This window comes from Treponema sp. UBA6852, from assembly GCA_002449305.1.
GTDB lineage: Bacteria > Spirochaetota > Spirochaetia > Treponematales > Treponemataceae > Treponema_D.
In genome coordinates, this window is the sequence record DKDI01000025.1 from 18,516 (window position 1) to 35,642 (window position 17,127).

At 39.7% G+C, this 17,127-nt stretch carries 20 protein-coding genes; 3 read left to right on the forward strand and 17 right to left on the reverse strand.

Going from position 1 to position 17,127, the window contains the following annotated elements; all coding sequences use genetic code 11:
* Positions 1–123: 123 nt before the first annotated feature.
* The 6 genes from bioB to B3209_RS05430 form a co-directional block, all read right to left on the reverse strand.
* Positions 124–1,101 carry a biotin synthase BioB gene (gene bioB, locus B3209_RS05405; protein WP_296690104.1) on the reverse strand — a complete coding sequence of 326 codons (978 nt, stop codon included), beginning with the start codon at positions 1,099–1,101 and terminating at the stop codon, positions 124–126.
* Positions 1,094–1,783, reverse strand: a complete 690-nt coding sequence (locus B3209_RS05410; protein WP_296690107.1) for an energy-coupling factor transporter transmembrane component T family protein — start codon at positions 1,781–1,783, stop codon at positions 1,094–1,096. Before B3209_RS05410 ends, bioB begins: the two co-directional genes overlap by 8 nt.
* Entirely contained in the window at positions 1,774–2,490 is a 717-nt protein-coding gene (locus B3209_RS05415) for an energy-coupling factor ABC transporter ATP-binding protein (protein ID WP_296690109.1), read from the reverse strand. Before B3209_RS05415 ends, B3209_RS05410 begins: the two co-directional genes overlap by 10 nt.
* Before the next feature lie 3 nt (positions 2,491–2,493).
* On the reverse strand, positions 2,494–3,066 hold the full coding sequence (locus tag B3209_RS05420; RefSeq protein WP_296690112.1) for a biotin transporter BioY: 573 nt from the start codon (positions 3,064–3,066) through the stop codon (positions 2,494–2,496).
* Between the two features lie 118 nt (positions 3,067–3,184).
* A complete protein-coding gene (locus B3209_RS05425) occupies positions 3,185–4,126 on the reverse strand; it encodes a biotin--[acetyl-CoA-carboxylase] ligase (protein ID WP_296690115.1) in 942 nt (313 codons plus the stop codon).
* A gap of 36 nt (positions 4,127–4,162) precedes the next feature.
* Entirely contained in the window at positions 4,163–5,056 is an 894-nt protein-coding gene (locus B3209_RS05430) for a LysR family transcriptional regulator (RefSeq protein ID WP_295797401.1), read from the reverse strand.
* 97 nt (positions 5,057–5,153) lie between these two features.
* On the opposite strand from B3209_RS05430, the gene B3209_RS05435 reads away from it, so the two are divergent.
* Entirely contained in the window at positions 5,154–5,447 is a 294-nt protein-coding gene (locus B3209_RS05435; protein ID WP_296690116.1) for a hypothetical protein, read from the forward strand.
* Positions 5,444–6,001, forward strand: a complete 558-nt coding sequence (locus tag B3209_RS05440) for a hypothetical protein (RefSeq protein WP_296663713.1) — start codon at positions 5,444–5,446, stop codon at positions 5,999–6,001. Before B3209_RS05435 ends, B3209_RS05440 begins: the two co-directional genes overlap by 4 nt.
* Here B3209_RS05440 and B3209_RS05445 read toward each other — a convergent pair.
* Together B3209_RS05445 and B3209_RS05450 are read right to left on the reverse strand one after the other, a co-directional pair.
* Positions 5,998–7,017, reverse strand: coding sequence for a sugar kinase (locus B3209_RS05445; RefSeq protein WP_296690118.1), 1,020 nt, complete (start codon positions 7,015–7,017; stop codon positions 5,998–6,000). The genes B3209_RS05440 and B3209_RS05445 overlap by 4 nt on opposite strands.
* A 9-nt stretch (positions 7,018–7,026) precedes the next feature.
* Complete coding sequence (locus B3209_RS05450; RefSeq protein ID WP_296663718.1) at positions 7,027–8,046, reverse strand: pectinesterase family protein; 1,020 nt, start codon at positions 8,044–8,046, stop codon at positions 7,027–7,029.
* 119 nt (positions 8,047–8,165) lie between these two features.
* Here B3209_RS05450 and B3209_RS05455 point away from each other — a divergent pair, with 119 nt between their 5' ends.
* The gene (locus tag B3209_RS05455; RefSeq protein WP_296690121.1) at positions 8,166–9,092 is read left to right on the forward strand and encodes a DMT family transporter; all 927 of its coding nucleotides are present in this window, start codon (positions 8,166–8,168) and stop codon (positions 9,090–9,092) included.
* 194 nt (positions 9,093–9,286) lie between these two features.
* Here the strand turns inward: B3209_RS05455 and gltA are convergent, their stop codons facing one another.
* The 9 genes from gltA to B3209_RS05500 form a co-directional block, all read right to left on the reverse strand.
* Positions 9,287–10,777, reverse strand: coding sequence for an NADPH-dependent glutamate synthase (gene gltA / locus B3209_RS05460; RefSeq protein WP_295799160.1), 1,491 nt, complete (start codon positions 10,775–10,777; stop codon positions 9,287–9,289).
* 17 nt (positions 10,778–10,794) lie between these two features.
* Positions 10,795–11,622, reverse strand: coding sequence for a sulfide/dihydroorotate dehydrogenase-like FAD/NAD-binding protein (locus B3209_RS05465; protein ID WP_296690123.1), 828 nt, complete (start codon positions 11,620–11,622; stop codon positions 10,795–10,797).
* A 239-nt stretch (positions 11,623–11,861) separates the two neighbouring features.
* A complete protein-coding gene (locus B3209_RS05470) occupies positions 11,862–12,818 on the reverse strand; it encodes a hypothetical protein (RefSeq protein ID WP_296690124.1) in 957 nt (318 codons plus the stop codon).
* An 82-nt stretch (positions 12,819–12,900) separates the two neighbouring features.
* Positions 12,901–13,158 carry a hypothetical protein gene (locus tag B3209_RS05475; protein WP_296663723.1) on the reverse strand — a complete coding sequence of 86 codons (258 nt, stop codon included), beginning with the start codon at positions 13,156–13,158 and terminating at the stop codon, positions 12,901–12,903.
* A 97-nt stretch (positions 13,159–13,255) separates the two neighbouring features.
* Positions 13,256–13,447, reverse strand: coding sequence for a hypothetical protein (locus B3209_RS05480; protein WP_296690126.1), 192 nt, complete (start codon positions 13,445–13,447; stop codon positions 13,256–13,258).
* A 10-nt stretch (positions 13,448–13,457) separates the two neighbouring features.
* Complete coding sequence (locus B3209_RS05485) at positions 13,458–13,691, reverse strand: hypothetical protein (protein ID WP_296690128.1); 234 nt, start codon at positions 13,689–13,691, stop codon at positions 13,458–13,460.
* A gap of 28 nt (positions 13,692–13,719) precedes the next feature.
* The gene (locus tag B3209_RS05490; RefSeq protein ID WP_296663724.1) at positions 13,720–15,192 is read right to left on the reverse strand and encodes a monomeric [FeFe] hydrogenase; all 1,473 of its coding nucleotides are present in this window, start codon (positions 15,190–15,192) and stop codon (positions 13,720–13,722) included.
* A 223-nt stretch (positions 15,193–15,415) separates the two neighbouring features.
* The gene (locus tag B3209_RS05495) at positions 15,416–16,096 is read right to left on the reverse strand and encodes an MgtC/SapB family protein (protein ID WP_296663725.1); all 681 of its coding nucleotides are present in this window, start codon (positions 16,094–16,096) and stop codon (positions 15,416–15,418) included.
* 12 nt (positions 16,097–16,108) lie between these two features.
* On the reverse strand, positions 16,109–16,912 hold the full coding sequence (locus B3209_RS05500) for a hypothetical protein (protein WP_295799183.1): 804 nt from the start codon (positions 16,910–16,912) through the stop codon (positions 16,109–16,111).
* Positions 16,913–17,127: the final 215 nt, after the last annotated feature.

Below are 17,127 nucleotides of genomic sequence, written 5' to 3' on the forward strand. Positions count from 1 at the left end.
CAATAAGTTCTAAATGTTATAGAGTTGTCCAACAAGTTTAAAATGTTATTCCCGTACCTTGATACGGGAATCTTTTTTTGCTACACACAAATTTCCGTGTTGTAGCACGGCAATGACAACTTTTTAACTTTCGATTTTGTAGCCGAGTTTTTTCAGCATTGAAATATCTTCGTCATTGGTTGAGCCGGGCGTTGTTAAAAAATCTCCGGAAATGAGCGCGTTTGCTCCTGCTAAAAATGCATCTTCTCCGTTGTTGCCCAAGCTTTTTCTTCCGGCGGCGCATCGTATTGTCTGGCTTGGCATTATAAATCTGAAAACTGAAATTGTTCTTAACGCTTCTTCCTGCGAAATTTTTTCAGCGTTTTCAAGCGGAGTTCCTTTTATCGGAGTTAAAATATTTATTGGAACAGACTGAACTTTAAGCTCTCGAAGTTCAAGCGCAAGATCGATTCTGTCTTCCCTTGATTCTCCCAGTCCGATTATTCCGCCGCTGCAAATTTCAAGTCCTGCTTTTTTTGCATTTAAAATTGTCTGAATTCTGTCGTTGTAAGAATGCGTTGTGCAGATGTTTGCAAAATAATTTTTTCCGGTTTCAATGTTGTGGTGGTAGCGTTCAACTCCGGCAAGCTTCAGTTTCTGCATTTGCTCAAAAGAAAGAATTCCAAGCGAAGCGCAAAGTTTGATTTTGTCTTTGAGTTTTTCTTTTATCGCCTGGAAATTTTCTATTGCGGTTTCAAAATCTTTTCCTGAAAGTCCGCGCCCCGAAGTTACAAGTGAAATTCTTGAAACGTGATTTTCCAATGCACGCTCGCAGATTTTTATTGATTCTTGTGGCTGAATGACTGGAGTTGCTTGGCATGAAGTTTTCCAGTGTACGGACTGGGCGCAATATTTGCAGTTTTCTCCGCATTTGCCCATCTTTGCATTTATAATGGAACAGACGCTGCTTGAGTTTGTGCAGCAATTTTTTCTGATTCTGTCTGCCGCTTCAAAAAGTTCAGATGCTTGTTCTATTTGGTAAAGTTGAACGGCTTCTTCTTTTGTAACTTTGTGATTTTCGTTTATAATTGCGCTTTCCAATTCTTGTAAAAAATTATTCATTTGAAATTTTGCTCCTGTTTAAAACTGCCATTCTTTTTGTTTCCGCATTGTAAAGAAGACAGGAAAAAAATGTTGAAAATTTTTGTATTAAAATTTCTGTTTTCCATTTTGAATTTTTCTGTGTCCGCGCTTTTACCGCAAGCTCCACTTTGTTCCAAGTTTCAAAAATTTCTGGAATGAAATTTATTGCAAGCGAAATTGTGAGCGCAGGATTCCATTTTTTTACAGGCGGAATTATTTTTGAAATTCCTTCTTGAATAACTTCTAGCGCGTTTTGTATTTGCAACGGTGAAGTTGTTTCAAAAATAACTTGGGCTGCAAGCGATGTTATAAAAAATCTGACTGTATACAAAATTCCGTAGGCAAGCGAATCTTTATCCAGCCAGAACGGAATGTGAATCAGTTTTACCAAAGTTACAAATCCGCCGATTACAAAAACAAATTTCAACTGTCTTATAGAATTCCATTTTGCGCCGGAAAGAAAAAAAAGCGTTAGGCTTGCAAAAAAGCACCCGGAAATTTTTATAACAATCTTCCAAGAAAAAAGTTCATCCCAAGAAATAGACATTCCGCCGCTGTAAGTAAAAATGCACAGCACAAAAAGAAATGAAAGTTTTGCAATTGAAGGAATTTTGTGCAAAACGGAATTTCCTTTTCGATAAGCGAACAAACTTAAAGCCATAATAAATCCTTTAGACTTGAATATTGCGCGATTGGATTTTTTATGCTCCACTGCTCAAGATTTTGCGACAAGCCGTCCTGCGGTGAACCGTTAAATCTAATTTTTCCTTTATCTAAAACAATGAATCGATCTGCAAGCGCAAGAATTTTTTCAAGCTCGTGAGTCAGCACGATAATTGTTTTCTTTTCTTCTTTTAATTTTTTTAGAATTATGCAGACTTGCTTTACGCCAGGCCAGTCTAAGTTTGCAAACGGCTCATCAAAAATTATAACGCTTCTGTTGATTGCAAGAATTCCTGCAACTGCAAGCCTCCGTTTTTCTCCGCCAGATAAACTTCTTGCATAGGCATTTTTTTTGTGGAGAAGTCTAACTTGCTCAAGCGAAGATTCAACGCATTGCTTGAGTTCAACTTTTTTCAGTCCGTAATTTTTTGCGCCGAATGAAACATCTTCTTCTGGAGTTTCGCCTAAAATCTGCGAATCGGCATCTTGAAAAACAAGCCCTGCGGAATTTCCAAATAAGTCAATTGTTCCGATAGTCGGCTCGTCAAGTCCTGCAATCAGCGACATTAGAACGCTTTTCCCTGAACCGTTTGAGCCTGCGATTACACAGAATTCTCCCTGTTCAATTGAAAATGAAATATTTTCAAGCGCTTTTGTTTTGTCTGGAAATATTTTTGAAACGTTTTTTATTTCGAGAGCTTTCATTTTTTATGAATGTGTGTAGCGGAAAATTACCGGGCGGAATTTGTAAGTGAGTGGAACCATTAAAATTATTTTTATGATGTTGCCCGGAATAAACGGAATCAAAACTGTTGTCAAAGTTGTTTCAAGTCCGCTTTGTGTTACGTGCATGAATCCAAGAATTCCGCCTGCAAAAATAATTACAGTCGCAGCAATTGCCGCAAGCGATATAACAATCAACGATTTTATTTTTGAGTGTTCTTTTTTATTTGAAAGGAAAATCGCAAGAATCAGTCCGCCTGCAAAAGCTCCGATTGCATAGGAAAAAAGAAATCCGCCGGTTGGTCCTGAAATCAAATGCTGGATTCCACCCTTGCCGGAAAAAACAGGCAGTCCCAAGCTTCCGAGAATTAAAAAAATTACAACGGACAAAGCTCCGTAAACAGGACCGAGCAGCATCCCGGAAAGCATACACATCATGTCTTGGATGATAATTGGAATGCCAACCGGCAATGGAATTTGTATAAAGCATGAGGCGGAAATAAGAGCTGCAAATAAAGCCGTAAGAATAATGTTTGTTCCTGATTTTTGTGATTCCATAATTTACCTTTTTTTCGTTACCCAAGTTTTTTATTAGGTTAACTAAATATATGCTTGTAGTCAAGGCATAGTTTTTCAATATTTATCTCTTTTGTTCTTGGTTCAGAAAAATAAATTTTTACTTTATAAAAGTATCTTGACCGGGAATTAAAATGCGTTTTTGATTTTTTGATTCTAGCAATGCAAAGCCAAATGCGTTTATTCCTTTGAATGTGTAAATGTTTTTGTCGGATTCAAGGCGAATTTTTTTTCCGTTGTCAAAGCAAAGCTTGTTCCATTCACAAACGAGAGAAGAATTTTCTTGCTGCAATTCTTCTTCCGCGGATTTAAACTCTTTTAAAAATGCAGAAAGAAATTCCTTGCGTGAAAACTTTGCATCTGATTTTACTGCGCAGTCTGTGTTTGGAATTTTTGGGCACGAAGTTAAATTTATTCCGATTCCTATGTTTAGCCAGTTGCATTTTCCGCCGGTTGCAGAAAGCTCATCAAGAATACCGCCGACTTTTCCGTTTTCGCTCCAGATGTCGTTCGGCCACCTTGCGTAGAATTTTTTTCCTGTCATTTTAGTTAAAGTTTTTACGATTGCAATTTGTGCTGCCATTGTTGCGCGGTGTGAATAGGACACGGCGATTCCGCTTCTTGTAATTAGTGTGCAGGCGAGACTTCCTTTTGTTGTTGTCCATTTGTGGCTTGAATGCCCCTGCCCTTTTGTCTGCTTGTCCGCGGTTATGATTTCCATTTTCTTGCTGAAAGAATTTTCCTGCGCAATTTTTCTTGCTTCTGTCATCGTGGATTCAGTTTCCGGAAAATGAAAGAAAAGCTCTTCTTCTGCGCCGAATTCCCAAGGAAACAAACTGTCCTTTAAATCTTTTTCAAGAAAATATCCTGCGCGAGTTGAAGAAATTCCGTAGCCGGAAAGTTGCAATGATTGAATCGCTTTCCAAACTGAAACTCTGGAAATACCAGCGAGCTTTGCGGCTTCTTCCCCGGAAACAGGAAGCTTTGCTTCCCGCAGAATTTTTAAGACTACATATTTTGTTGAAAGATTTTTGTTACCCATTTGTATTTATAGGTTAACAAAAAAATATTACTGCGGTCAAGAGAGCTGTTCAAGGCTAGCTTTTTCTTTTGAAGATACATATTCTGTTAAGAACTTGTAAAACTTTTCAACTTGCGAGCAGTCTAGTTTATTTTTTTTGTAGGAAATTAAAATGTCGCGGCTGCACACAGGATCGCTTATTTCAAGGAGCAAGACTTTTTTTGTGTCAAGTTTTCCCCAGGAATATTGCGGCCAGAATCCGATTCCTAAGTTTGCTCCGATTGTATTTTTTACAGCTGAAATATTATCGCTTTCAAAAATAATATTCGGATGGATTCCTGCTTCGTGGCAGTATTTATCGCAAATTGTTCGCAAATGCTTTGAGCCGGACAGCGCGATAAAATTTTCGTTTTTTACTTCTTCAAGTGAAATCGATTTTAAATTGGAAAAGCGCGGAATGTTTGGAACTGCAAGAAAAATTTTTTCAGAGCAAACAAAAACGCTGTCCTTTTCATTTTCATTCTGCTGGTAAAAAAGTTTTGTTGTAACGCAAATATCGTAAAGATCTGTCTGGTCGTTTTGATTCAGTTGAATGTGAATCTTTTTGTTTGTTTTTTTGTATTCGATAATCGCATTTGTTATAAGTGTGGAAGCCGCCAGAATATTTAAATGTATTGTCGAGTCTTCAAGGTTTGCCATTGTCTTTAGCTGCTCAGGAATTTCATCTATTTCTTTTATTATTGGCATAAGTTTTTTATACAGCCACAATCCGTAAGTTGTAAGCTTTATGTTTCTTCCGTCATGCTTGAACAAAGGAATTTCCAATTCTTCTTCCAGCTTATGAATTGACTGTGTGAGCGCAGGCTGAGCTACATGAAGATTTTCCGCGCTTTTTGTAACGTGTTCATTTTTTGCAACTTCTAAGAAGTATTTTATTTGATTCAGTTCCATTTTTTATTCATAAGTATAACTTATTAATTTAATAAAAACAATATATTAGTAATTATAAAAAAAATTTGCTATCTTTTTCTCAGTTTGGAGGTTTGATATGCCAGAGATTTTGGAAACAGCGATGCTTGTTTGTTTTGGACTTTCATGGCCGATTTCAGTTGTGAAAAATATAAAGTCGAAGACAGCAAAGAACATGAGCTTGCGTTTTATACTTTTGATTATCGTAGGTTACATTGCAGGAATTTCCGCAAAAATAATTCTTGGAAGTTTCAACTATGTTTTGGCGGTTTATGTTTTGAATCTTGCAATCGTAAGCATAAATATTCCGGTTTATTTTATAAACAAAAAGTACGATAAAAAATTTGCTTTGTATAGGAAGGTAGCGGCATGATTAACGTAGTAGAAAAAATTGATGATTTTAAGACACTGAATGAAATGGGAAAAAGCGGCGGCGTTGTATTTTTTGGCTCAACTTATTTTTCAAGAATGAATATAAATGAGCTTGCAAACAATGAGGAAATGGGCGGAAAAATCTACGACAGAAGCGTGCAGGGACTTAAGCTAGTTGATTCGTTTAAGCTTCTCGATAGCGGAGTTTATGAATTGAATCCTGCGAAAGTTTTTGTTAACTTTGGAGAAGAAGAGTGCGCATCTGAAAATTTCAATGCAGATGAATTTATAAACAAATACGAATGGCTTTTGCTGAACTTGCACCGTAACTGTAAAAATTCAAAAACTTATATCGTATCTGTAGTTGCCTCTGGAAAAAATGCATCAGATGTAAATAGTCGTCTTGAATCCCTTGCAAAAGAAACTGGCTGCACATTTATAAATGTAACAAAAGAAGCCTTTGAAAACTTGGGATTTGAAAAAGTTTTTAATGTGCTAAAACCTTACATGAGAGTTTTCCCGGTAAGTTTTGCACAGGCAATGCAGATGGCTTAACGCTGGATTCTTCCGCTTGAATCTCCGTGGGCAAGACGTTCAACTTCTTCCACGGAGACCATATTGAAGTCCCCTTCAATTGAATGCTTTAAGCACGAAGCCGCGCTTGCAAATTCAACAGTCCGCTGTCCGTTTTCATTTCTTAAAATAGAATAAATAAGCCCTGCGCAAAAACTGTCTCCGCCGCCAAGTCTGTCCACAATAGCAATGTCATATTCGTGGCTAAAAAAATAATCAGTTCCATCGTAAAAAAGAGCCGCCCATTTATTTCTGCTTGCGTTTATAGAAGAGCGCAGAGTTATTGCGACTTTTTTGAATCCATATTTTTCTGAAAGCTTGCGGGCTACATTTTTATAGCCTTCTTTGCTAAGTTTTCCATTTTCAATATCTGTGTTGTCCGCGCTTATTCCAAAAACATCCATTGCGTCTTCTTCATTTGAAATGCAGATGTCAATGTATGGAGCTATTTTTTCCATTGTTTCTTTTGCTTGCTGTTTTGACCAAAGTTTGCTTCTGTAGTTCAGGTCGCAGCTTACAGGAATTCCCTTTGTGTTTGCAGCTTTGCAGGCTTCGATGCAGATTTCAGGAAGTTCTCCGCCAAGAGCTGGAGTTACGCCTGTAAAATGAAACCAGTCTGCTCCTTCAAGAATTTTGTTCCAGTCAAAATCTGATTTTTGGCTTAATGCGATTGCCGAACCTGCTCTGTCATAAATGCATTTTGACGGACGCTGGCTTGCTCCCCGTTCATTAAAATATATTCCGACTCTGTTTCCGCCGCGCACAATATATTCAGTTCTTACACCGAATCTTCTAAGGCTGTTGACTGCGCTTTGTCCTATTTCGTGGGAAGGAAGCTTTGTAACAAAAAAAGAATCTTCGCCAAAGTTTGCAAGTGAAACCGCGACATTTGCCTCAGCTCCGCCAAACGTTGAAGTCATTTTGTCTACTTGAACAAATCTGTAGTAACCTTCCGGCTGCAAGCGAAGAAGAAGTTCCCCAAAAGTAACTATTTTCATACTGTTATATTATTCCTTGGATAAAAGCTCGGCGAACGGAGTGTCATGCAGAATCAGATAGCGGCTTGCGTATCCGTTGAAATAATCATCTTCTGTAAGCGTGTAAGATTTTATGTTTCTTTTGCTCGTGTCGGCTTCTGCAACTTTTCCGCCTTTCAAAGCTATTTTTGAATTGTACTCCCTGATTCCGCATTTTGCATTTCCACGCGGATAAACTTCAAGGCTCATGTCGTCGTCCCACAAAAGTTCCGGCGCATACGTGTCGGAAAAAATGCAGTTTACAAATGCGATGCTGTCCCAGTCTTTTTTGCTTTCTGAGCTTCCAGCTCCATCTGTTCTGCAGGCATACACTAAATTCTTTTTTCTTTTTTCTCCAAGGAAGCGGCAATTTGTAAATACAAATCCGTTTTTTTCGGCTATTGCATGGCTGTTGATTGCGAATCCGTCAAAGTCGCCTCTGTTGTCTGCAACTACTTCAATTGCGCAGTTTTCAAAAAGGCAGGTATCTGGCTCTCCGTAAATAAAGTCAACATCGCCTGAAATGCTTGAATTCAAAAACCAGCTGAATCCTTTTACAAAAAGCGTGTTCTGGTGTCCTTCAAGTTTGATTCCTTCGCAAAACAATGTTCCGGTTGTGTTGTTCCAGGCAAGAGCTTCAGCAGAATCCGCTGCGGAATAAAGTTCCTCGGAAGTTTTTACGTGCGTGTTTGAAATTGTAAAATTTTTAAGAGAAACATTTGTCGCGTTTGGTCCAAAAGAAAAAACAGCTCTGTTTTGCTGGCCTTTATTGTAAGCCTCGCAGTTGTCGGCAAGAATTACGCAGTCTTCAGTTTTTGTTCCAGGAACACTTTCTATTGCCAGCGGATTTGAAAGATTGTACCGCACTGTTTCTCTGTAAGAACCCGGCTCAAGAATCAGATGAATTGCTGTGTCTTTTGCGACAGTTCCAGTGGAAATCATTTCCTTTATTTTTTTTAGGGCAGCAGTTATTGCCGCAGGTGATTTTGTGTTTACATTCAGTTCTAGCATAAAACGTCCCGCTCTTAATAATTTTCTATTTAATGATTATATATTGAAAGCTCAAAAATTGCAATTTTTCCCACATAAAAGTTATTTTATTCAGCTAGAAAATTCGATATAATCAGCGCATGAAAAAAATAAGTGCGGCTTCGGCGTTTGGAATTTTTTTGGCTTGCGTTTCGGTTTTTATATGGGGAATAACTTTTGTTTCTACAAAATCGCTTTTAAATGATTTTTCTGCATTTGAAATTCTGGTTGTCCGTTTTTTAGCGGCGTATATTGGACTTTGGGCTATGCGTCCTAAAAAGCTTGTTTTAAAAAGTAAAAAGGAAAATATTTCATTTGCGCTGGCGGGACTTACCGGCGTTACGCTTTATCAGTTTTTTGAAAACATTGCGATTTCTTTTACAACAGCTTCAAATGTAAGCATTATAGTTTCTATTTGTCCTATGTTTACGGCGATTGTCGCGCGGATTTTCTTGAAGGAAAAATGCATCACGAAAAACTTTGTTGCGGGATTTGTGCTTGCAATTTCGGGAGTTTCCCTTGTGAGCTTTAACGGAAATGCGGAATTTCATTTTAGTCCCAAGGGTGACTTGCTTGCTCTTCTTGCTGGAATTTGCTGGGGATTTTATTCGCTTTTTGTTTCAAAAATAAATTCCATGAAATACGACATTGTTTGCAGCACGCGCAGGATTTTTTTCTTTGCGCTGGTTTTTATGATTCCGCTTGCATTGGCTGGAACTGGGGCAGAAAAAGCTTCTTCTGTTTTTATTAACACTGATTTGGCTTTTAACATAAAAAGGTTTTCAAGTTTTGCAAACTGGGGAAATTTGCTTTTCCTTGGAATTATAGCTTCGGCTGGATGCTTTGCTTTGTGGAATAAATCCTGCAAAATTTTAGGAACAGTGAAAGTTTCTGCCGGGCTTTACATGATTCCAGTTGTTACAGTTATTTTTGCATTTATATTTCTTGGGGAAAAACTTAGCCTGATGGGAATTTGCGGCGCGGCGATGACAATCTGCGGACTTTTTATTTCAAGCTGGAAAAAATAAAGATTGCCGTGTCGAGCACGGCAATGACAAGTCAATCTAATGTCATGGCTGTCCAATAAATTCAAAATGTCATTGTCATGCTTGATACTGCGATGTTTGCATAGCAAACTCGGTTAGCAATCTCTAATAGTTAGATTTCCGGGACAAGCCCGAAAATGACAAAAAGATACTTTTGGAACATCTCCCATTAATTTTTACTTTGCAAGATATTCGTTTATGCTTGCGGCGGCTTTTCTTCCTTCGCCCATTGCAAGAATAACTGTGGCGGCTCCTAGAACAATGTCTCCTCCTGCCCACACTTTTGTCATGCTTGTTTCCTGGCTTTCGTCAACCGTGATGTGTCCGCGGTCGTCCACGTTGATTTCTGGAGTTGTCGCAGGAATAAGCGGATTTGAATTGTTTCCGAGCGCAACAATCACAGCGTCGCAAGGAATTTCATGTTCGCTTCCTTTTATTTCAACTGGACGGCGTCTTCCTTTTTCATCCGGTTCTCCAAGCTCATAGGACAAGGCTTTTATTCCTGTTACTTTTCCTGTTTCGCTGCTTCCAAGAATTTCAACTGGATTTTCAAGGAATTTGAAGATTACGCCTTCTTCTTCCGCATGGTCAACTTCTTCACGACGCGCTGGCATTTCAACACGGGAACGGCGATAAACAACGTAGACTTTTTCTGCTCCAAGCCTTAATGCCATTCTTGCCGCATCCATTGCGACGTTTCCGCCTCCGCAGACAACAACAGTTTTTGCATGGTAATAAGGGGTGTCGGCGTGTTCTGTGTCGTAAGCCTTCATCAAGTTTGCGCGTGTAAGATATTCATTTGCGCTGAATACACCGATGTAGTTTTCGCCAGGAATTCCGAAGAATTTTGGAAGACCGGCTCCAGTTCCTATAAATGCGGCATCGAATCCTTTTTCAGTGAGAATCTGCTGAACTGTCATTGTGCGTCCAACAAGAGTGCTCATTTCAAATTTTACGCCCATTCTTTTTAGATTTTCAACTTCATTCTGAACAATTGACTTTGGCAAACGGAATTCTGGAATTCCATAGACCATTACACCGCCAGCTTTGTGGAATGCTTCAAAAACTGTAACATCGTGTCCTGCGCGCCGGCAGTCTGCTGCAACTGTTAATCCTGCAGGTCCTGAGCCTACAACTGCGACTTTTTTTCCTGTTGAAGGAGCGATTGCCGGGGAAGTTACAAGGTTGTTTGTGCGTTCCCAGTCAGCTACAAAGCGTTCAAGGCGTCCTATGCTAACTGATTTTTCTGCGTTCTTGTAAACTTTTCCGACTGTACATTGTCCTTGGCACTGTTTTTCCTGAGGACATACGCGTCCGCAGATTGCAGGAAGAAGATTTGTTTCTTTTATAATGTCAACAGCCGCTTTGAATTCGCCCTTTGCAACCTGCTCAATAAATTTTGGAATCTGAACATTTACAGGGCAGCCTGAAACACAAGGCTGGTTCTTGCACTGAAGACAGCGGTTTGCTTCAACAATTGCCTGTTCCGCTGTGTAGCCAAGCGCAACTTCTGTCATCTGCCTTGCGCGCACCAAAGGTTCTCCTGAAGGCATTTCCATCTGCGGAATCGCCATGCGGTCTTTGTTTGTAAGAGTTTTTCCTTTTATTTTGTTGTATTCATTTGCAGCAATTTCGTTTAGCTGCTCTATTGTTTTGTGTTCGCTCATATTTTTCTCCGTCCAGTTTACATTCCGAGTCTGCACTTGTGCTTTTCTTCTTCATCTTTAAAGCTTTTCATGCGCGTCATCATATTTGCCCAGTCCACCTGATGACCATCAAAATCAGGTCCGTCAACACAAACGAATTTTATTTTTCCGCCTACGCTTACACGGCAGCCACCGCACATTCCAGTTCCGTCAATCATAATTGTGTTGAGCGAAACTGTAGTTTTTACATTGTATTTTGCAGTTGCGGCGCATACGAATTTCATCATTATTGGAGGACCGATTGCAATTACTTCTGCTGGAGGAGTCTGCGACTGGCAAAGCTCTTCGACTGGAACTGTGGAAACTCCTTGGCGTCCTGCGCTTCCGTCGTCAGTCATAATTATAACTTCATCCGCAATCGCTTTCATTTCATCAACAAAAATCAGAAGGTCTTTTGTGCGGGCGCAGATTACAACAATTACTTTGTTTCCGGCTGCCTTTAAAGCCTGAACGATTGGATAAAGAGGAGCTGTTCCAATTCCGCCGCCAACACAGAGAACCGGAGCGTTGTATTTTTCTATTTTAGACGGAGTTCCCAAAGGACCAAGAACCGCCGCAAGATAGTCGCCCGGATTAAGGCGCGCTATTTTCATTGTGCCTGCTCCAACTGCCTGAAAAACAATTGCAACCCAGCCTTCTTCTGCGTTTGCATCTGCGATTGTAAGCGGAATCCTTTCTCCCATTTCATCGTCATATTGAACAATCAGGAACTGTCCTGCCTTGCGGTTTTTTGCAATGTCCGCGGCTTCAAACTTCATGTAGTAAACGGTTTCTGAAAGCTGCCGTTTTTCTAGAATCTTGTTCATCTTGTAATCCTTACACACACTGAATTTTTTGAATAGTTTTACAATTTTAGCACAAATCTGATTTTTAGTGAAGTGTTAGACATAAAATGCAAAAGTGTCATAATGAAAAAAAGGCTCCCGGAATACGGAAGCCTTTTTTTACTGTCATTCCCGCACTTGATTTGCGATGTTTGAGTAGCAAACTCGGTTAGAAATCTGTTGCAGGAGATCTTCGGGTCAAGCCCGAAGATGACAAGAATTTACTTTATAGAAACAAGGTCGCTTTCAAGTGTTACTGTGCGCCACTGTGATACTTGCGGGCAGTCAGGAACTTCAAAAGTAAAAGCGTACTGTGCAAAGAATGTGCTTGAAAGACTTTGTATTGATTGAAGACCAAAATCATTTTTCAATTCAAATGAAACATTTTTTTCAACAGTATCGGGATTTTCATAGAGACAGTACCAGTCAGTTTCTCCGCTTATCCATTCTTTGTTGCCATAGAAAATGTCGATATAAGTTCCTACATTTTTTACAACGCTGTCTTGCGGAGGAATTACATTTTCAGTCCAGACAGTTGCTTTGTTGTCGCTGTAAGATGCAAATGCCCATTCGCCGTTTTTAAGGTTTGAATAGTCAATGTCGCCGATTCCGCCCTTTGCAGTTAATGTAAGATAATGAAAATAACCATTTTCACGTACAAGGCTTTCACCTTCTTTTTTTAAAGGTTCAATCTGAACTTTGAATTTATACTGTTCACCGGCTTCGCATAATGGATAGATAAAATTTATTTCTTTGGCTGGTTCTTGGTTTATCCAAGTTCCATTATTCCAGTATCCAGGCTCAAAAGGTGATTTGTCTACAACTGCTAATGTTGTTTGGATTTCTTCACCGCCGATAGTTTCCAAGCGGTAAACTCCAATCCAGTTACAGCCTTCTTTGTAATTTTCGTCTTCTAATGCGGTTGCAGGGTTTTTAATTGTAAAGTGCATTCCGTCAGATTCTGCGGTTACTTCTACAAGGTCTGTTTTTGCCTCGTAAGTTCCAGATGCGGAATTTTCAATCCAGCGGGCAACTCCGCCGTTTTGAATTCTCAAATCAAGAACACGGTTTTCAGTTCCACTGTCGCCATCGCTTCCGCTGCTTCCAGAATCTGAACAGGAGCAGAGAGCCAAAGAGATTGCCGCCAAAGCAAAAAATAATTTTACAGCCTTTTTCATGGATAATGCCTCCGATAAAATAGTTTCGAGGCATAATACCACGGGGGGGGGTACTGTCAACTGGTTCGGCGGAATTTATGGGTTATTCTGCTTCTAATAAAGCAAAAATTTTTTCTTTTGTCCAAAGTTTATTTGGAAAAATGGAAAATTGATTTTTGTGCTTTCGTATTATACGGACTGGTTTGTCTGTTGAATTGTCATATACATGTAAAATGTCACAGAGTTTTATTAATTCTTTTATATTGGCTAAAGATTTGTAATATCGTTTTTTTATTGTTTCTGAATCTACATTGTGTCCGCCATTTGCAACTCTAGCTTCTACTCGCGCAATATTTATCATAGGATCTATGGTAAGGACAAATATACATTTTATAAAATAGCCAGAATCTCTAGCTTTCTTTAAAATATCTATTTTATAATTAGATGATAAAACTGTTTCAAAATGTAAAATCCTCTTTTTTATTTATAGATAAATATCGTTTTTCATCGACTTGCTGAGCAGCTTTTATGTTGGAAATTCCAGTTGCAGCTACAATGTCGTCTGCATTTGTATAAGTTCCTATAGTTTCAAAGAATTCTGTAATTGTGCTTTTACCGGAGCCATTCGGTCCCGCAAAAATAAGAACCATAGTTTTTTTATTAAAGATATTTTTTTGTTCCATTTGCATATTCGATGTAAGCTTTTTTTTGAGCGGCATCATATTTTGCCACAGGTTTTTTGCAAATCTTTGCTTTTTTTATTGCAGTTTTTACCGCATAAGCAGCCCTTTTGTCCATTTCTGAATCATTTTCAGAGATTGATTTTTTTGAATTTCGAGAAATAATATTAACAATTCTCTTAATATTTCCTATTTTTATTTCTACTTTATTCATAAAATATTCTCCATATTTGGGGTTATTTTTATTGCCCGTCTATTGTATTTGCGGAGCCGTCCTGCACGTATTTTTCTAGCTGAAGTTCGGCCTGCTTTACAGTTGTGATTACAGAAGGTCCTGCTATGCATCCGCCTTCGCATGACATTACTTCAATAAGGTTCGGAGTATCTGGTTTTGCAGGAATTTTTCCCGAATTTATAAGGCCATAAGCATTTAAGACTTTCATTCCGGCTTTGCTAAGTCCGTTGATTTTTGCGGGGCGCAGAATGGATTTGTCTTTTAAACGTAGAGCGACAGCTTCCATTACGCCGCCTGAACGCGCAAAGTTTCTTCCGCTGGCTGTAGGAATTATTGTTTCGTGACGCTTGTCCATTTCTGCAACATTTATTTCACGCGCTTCAAACAAGGCCGCAATTTCTTCAACAGTAATTACATAGTCAACAAGGTCATCGTCAAAGCCTTCGCGTTTTTTGGCAAGGCAGGGACCAATAAATACCGTTATGCAGTCCGGGTCAGCTTTTTTTGCGATTTCAGCAGTATAGTGCATTGGGCTTCTTGTTTCAGAAACGCATGGAATAAGAGCCGGAACGTGTTTGTGAACTGCGCGGACGTAAGCGGAACAGCATGAAGTTGTCATCATTTTGTCTCCGCGTGCCATGCGCTCTTCAAATTCACGGGCTTCGTTGTCGGCGCAGATGTCAGCTCCGATTGCAACTTCCCATACACGGTTGAATCCCGCCGCAATCAAAGAAGATTCAAGTTGACCTGGCGTAACCTTGAACTGGGATGCAATTGAAGGCGCGTAAAGGGCAACAACTTTCTTGCAGTTCATTATGTGCTTTATTACATCTACAAGCTGGCTTTTGTCCATCATCGCGCCGAACGGACATTCTCGCATACAGTTTCCGCAGAAAATGCATTTGTGGTAGTCGATTTTTTCGTGTCCTTTTTCGTCTTTTGAAATTGCTCCAACTGGGCAGGCTTCTTCACAAGGAACTGGAATTTTTATAATTGAATGGTAAGGGCAGTTTTCCATGCATTTTCCGCAGTTGATGCAGAGTTTTTCGTCTATAGTCGCCCTTCTGTCTACGGTGATTGCCTTGCGCGGGCAGTTCACCATGCAGGGGCGCGCGTAGCACCCTTGGCAGGCATTTGTAACCATATAATGCGCTTTTACACAGCCGTTGCAAGCTTCGTCAAGAACAGTAAGCATTGGCCAGGTTGGTTTTTCGCGTTCCAAAGCCTGTTTTGCAAAAGAGCCGAGAGTCGCTTCCTCGTCGATGTTTTCAACTGAAATTCCCATGCGGGCAAGAACTCTCATGCGCAGAATTTCACGGTCATGGAAAATGCAGCATCTTAGCGGCGGTTTGTCTCTGGGAGCCATTTCTCGCGGAATAAAATGCACGCCTTCTTCCAGTTTGCCCTGGAGTTGAAGCTTTGCGATTCTAACAAGGATTTCGCGCTTTATGTTTGATGTGTTATTGTTTATGTTAAGCATTTTGTCTCCCATAAAAAGTCAAGATTAAAACTTCAGTTTTAGGATTGACTTATCTGATTTTATTTTATAGTTAATCTTATGCAATTTCAACGATTATTGAAGGAATACTTCCTAACTGCCTGAGTAAGTATTCCTAAGGCTCTTAGGAAGTATCGCTCAGGACCTTAGGAAGTATCGCTCAGGACCTTAGGAAGTATTCCTCAGCCTCTTAGGAAGTATTCCTTCAGTCTGTTATTGAAAATTCACTTAAATTTCCAAGTTCTTCAAGAGATTTTATCAGCTCGGAAAAATCATATTCTGTGGGCGACTTTACAAGGTAGTGCAGAATTATCTGCTTTGTTTTTATAATGCGGCTCATGTTCATGTCTGCCACAATCAATCCGTGCGCAGTTATTGTCTTGCGCAGTTTTTCCATGTCCAAAGAGTCGTTTTCAAAGCATAAATGAAGGCTTTTTGTTTTTTCAGCCGGAAACCATTTTGTTTCAAGCTTTTCAAGACGCATAAGAAGAAACAGAACCATTGCAAGTGCGATTCCCACTTGAATGTAAAGTCCTGCTCCGATTGCAAGCCCGAATGCTGATGCAGTCCAGATTATCGCCGCGGAAGTAAGGCCTTTTATGTTCAGTCCTTGCTTCATTATTGCTCCACCGCCAAGAAAACCGATTCCGCTTACAACTCCTGCCGCAATTCTTGTGGGATCTCCTTTTGCAGCTGCAATAAAGCCTTCCGCCTTTGCCATATAAACAGAAAGAATCGAAAGCAATGTTGAAGAAACGCAGATTAGAATCAAAGTTCTCATTCCGATTACCTGATTATGGCTTTTGCGCTCAAGTCCAAGGAGTCCGCCGCACACAGCGCCTGCGACAACTTTTATAATGCTTTCTGTTAAAAAATCAAGTTCCATCTATTAATATGCTTACCTTTTAAAGAATTTGAATCCGCTTGAAGGCTTTGCTCCCGGTTTTACCCACTGAGCTTTTTTGCCTGATTTTGAAGCGTCCATTGAGTTTAAATATGTGCATAGCCATCTGCCAGTTTCGTCATCGCGCCGGAATCCTTCCATTGAATTATCTCCGCGGATTAAAACAATATTTACAAAAATTGAATCGTTGCAAACTGCCGCAAGGTTTTCTGCAAACGAAGCGAATGCGGCTTTTCCTGCTGAAACCAAAGGGGAAGCAATTGCGCTAAGTCCATCTTTTAATGCCGGGGAATGAAGCACGTCTATTCTTGAAGGAGTTTCCTTTAAAAGGAAGACAAGTGTTCCGGGGCCTTCTGAGGCTTCTCTTTTTTGAAAAGTCGAAAGTATTTCCAGCGCAAGATACTGGTAGCCTGCAATCATTTCATCGCAGCCACGCGCAATTTCCTCGCTGTCCATTTTTTCAGCCTTGGAAGCAAACCATTCCTCGTCAAAGTAAAGAACTGCTTCGTCCATTCTGTTGAATATTGTGAGCGTTTGAAGCACAAGCGAGCGTGCCGAAAGCGGAGACGATTTGTTCCATTCAATTGTGCAGATTCCGGATTTTGCCTCAAGGTTTTTTTCTTCTTCGTAAGCTGCCTGATTTGCCTTGCGTTCTGCAATTGTAAGTTTTTTTACAGGCTGAACTTCATCTGTCTGCGGACCTGTTATTATTATATTTCTGCCAGAAAAAGCAACTCCGTCCGTAAAGCTTCCTGCGTCCGGCATATTTTTTCCAGCAATAAGAATCGTTTTTTCCATGCGCAGATTATAGCATAAAAAGTAAGAATAAATAAAGGTTGAAATTAAACCTACTGTTTTTTATTTTTAGCACGTTCGTTAAGAAAGAATAAACTTTGATTCATGCGAAGTGTGCATGCAATACCCAATTCCGCAAAGACTATAAAAAGAAAATATGATACAATCACGGCCAAGGTAACCAAAGATGACATCTGAGAATAGAACGCTTACGCCGG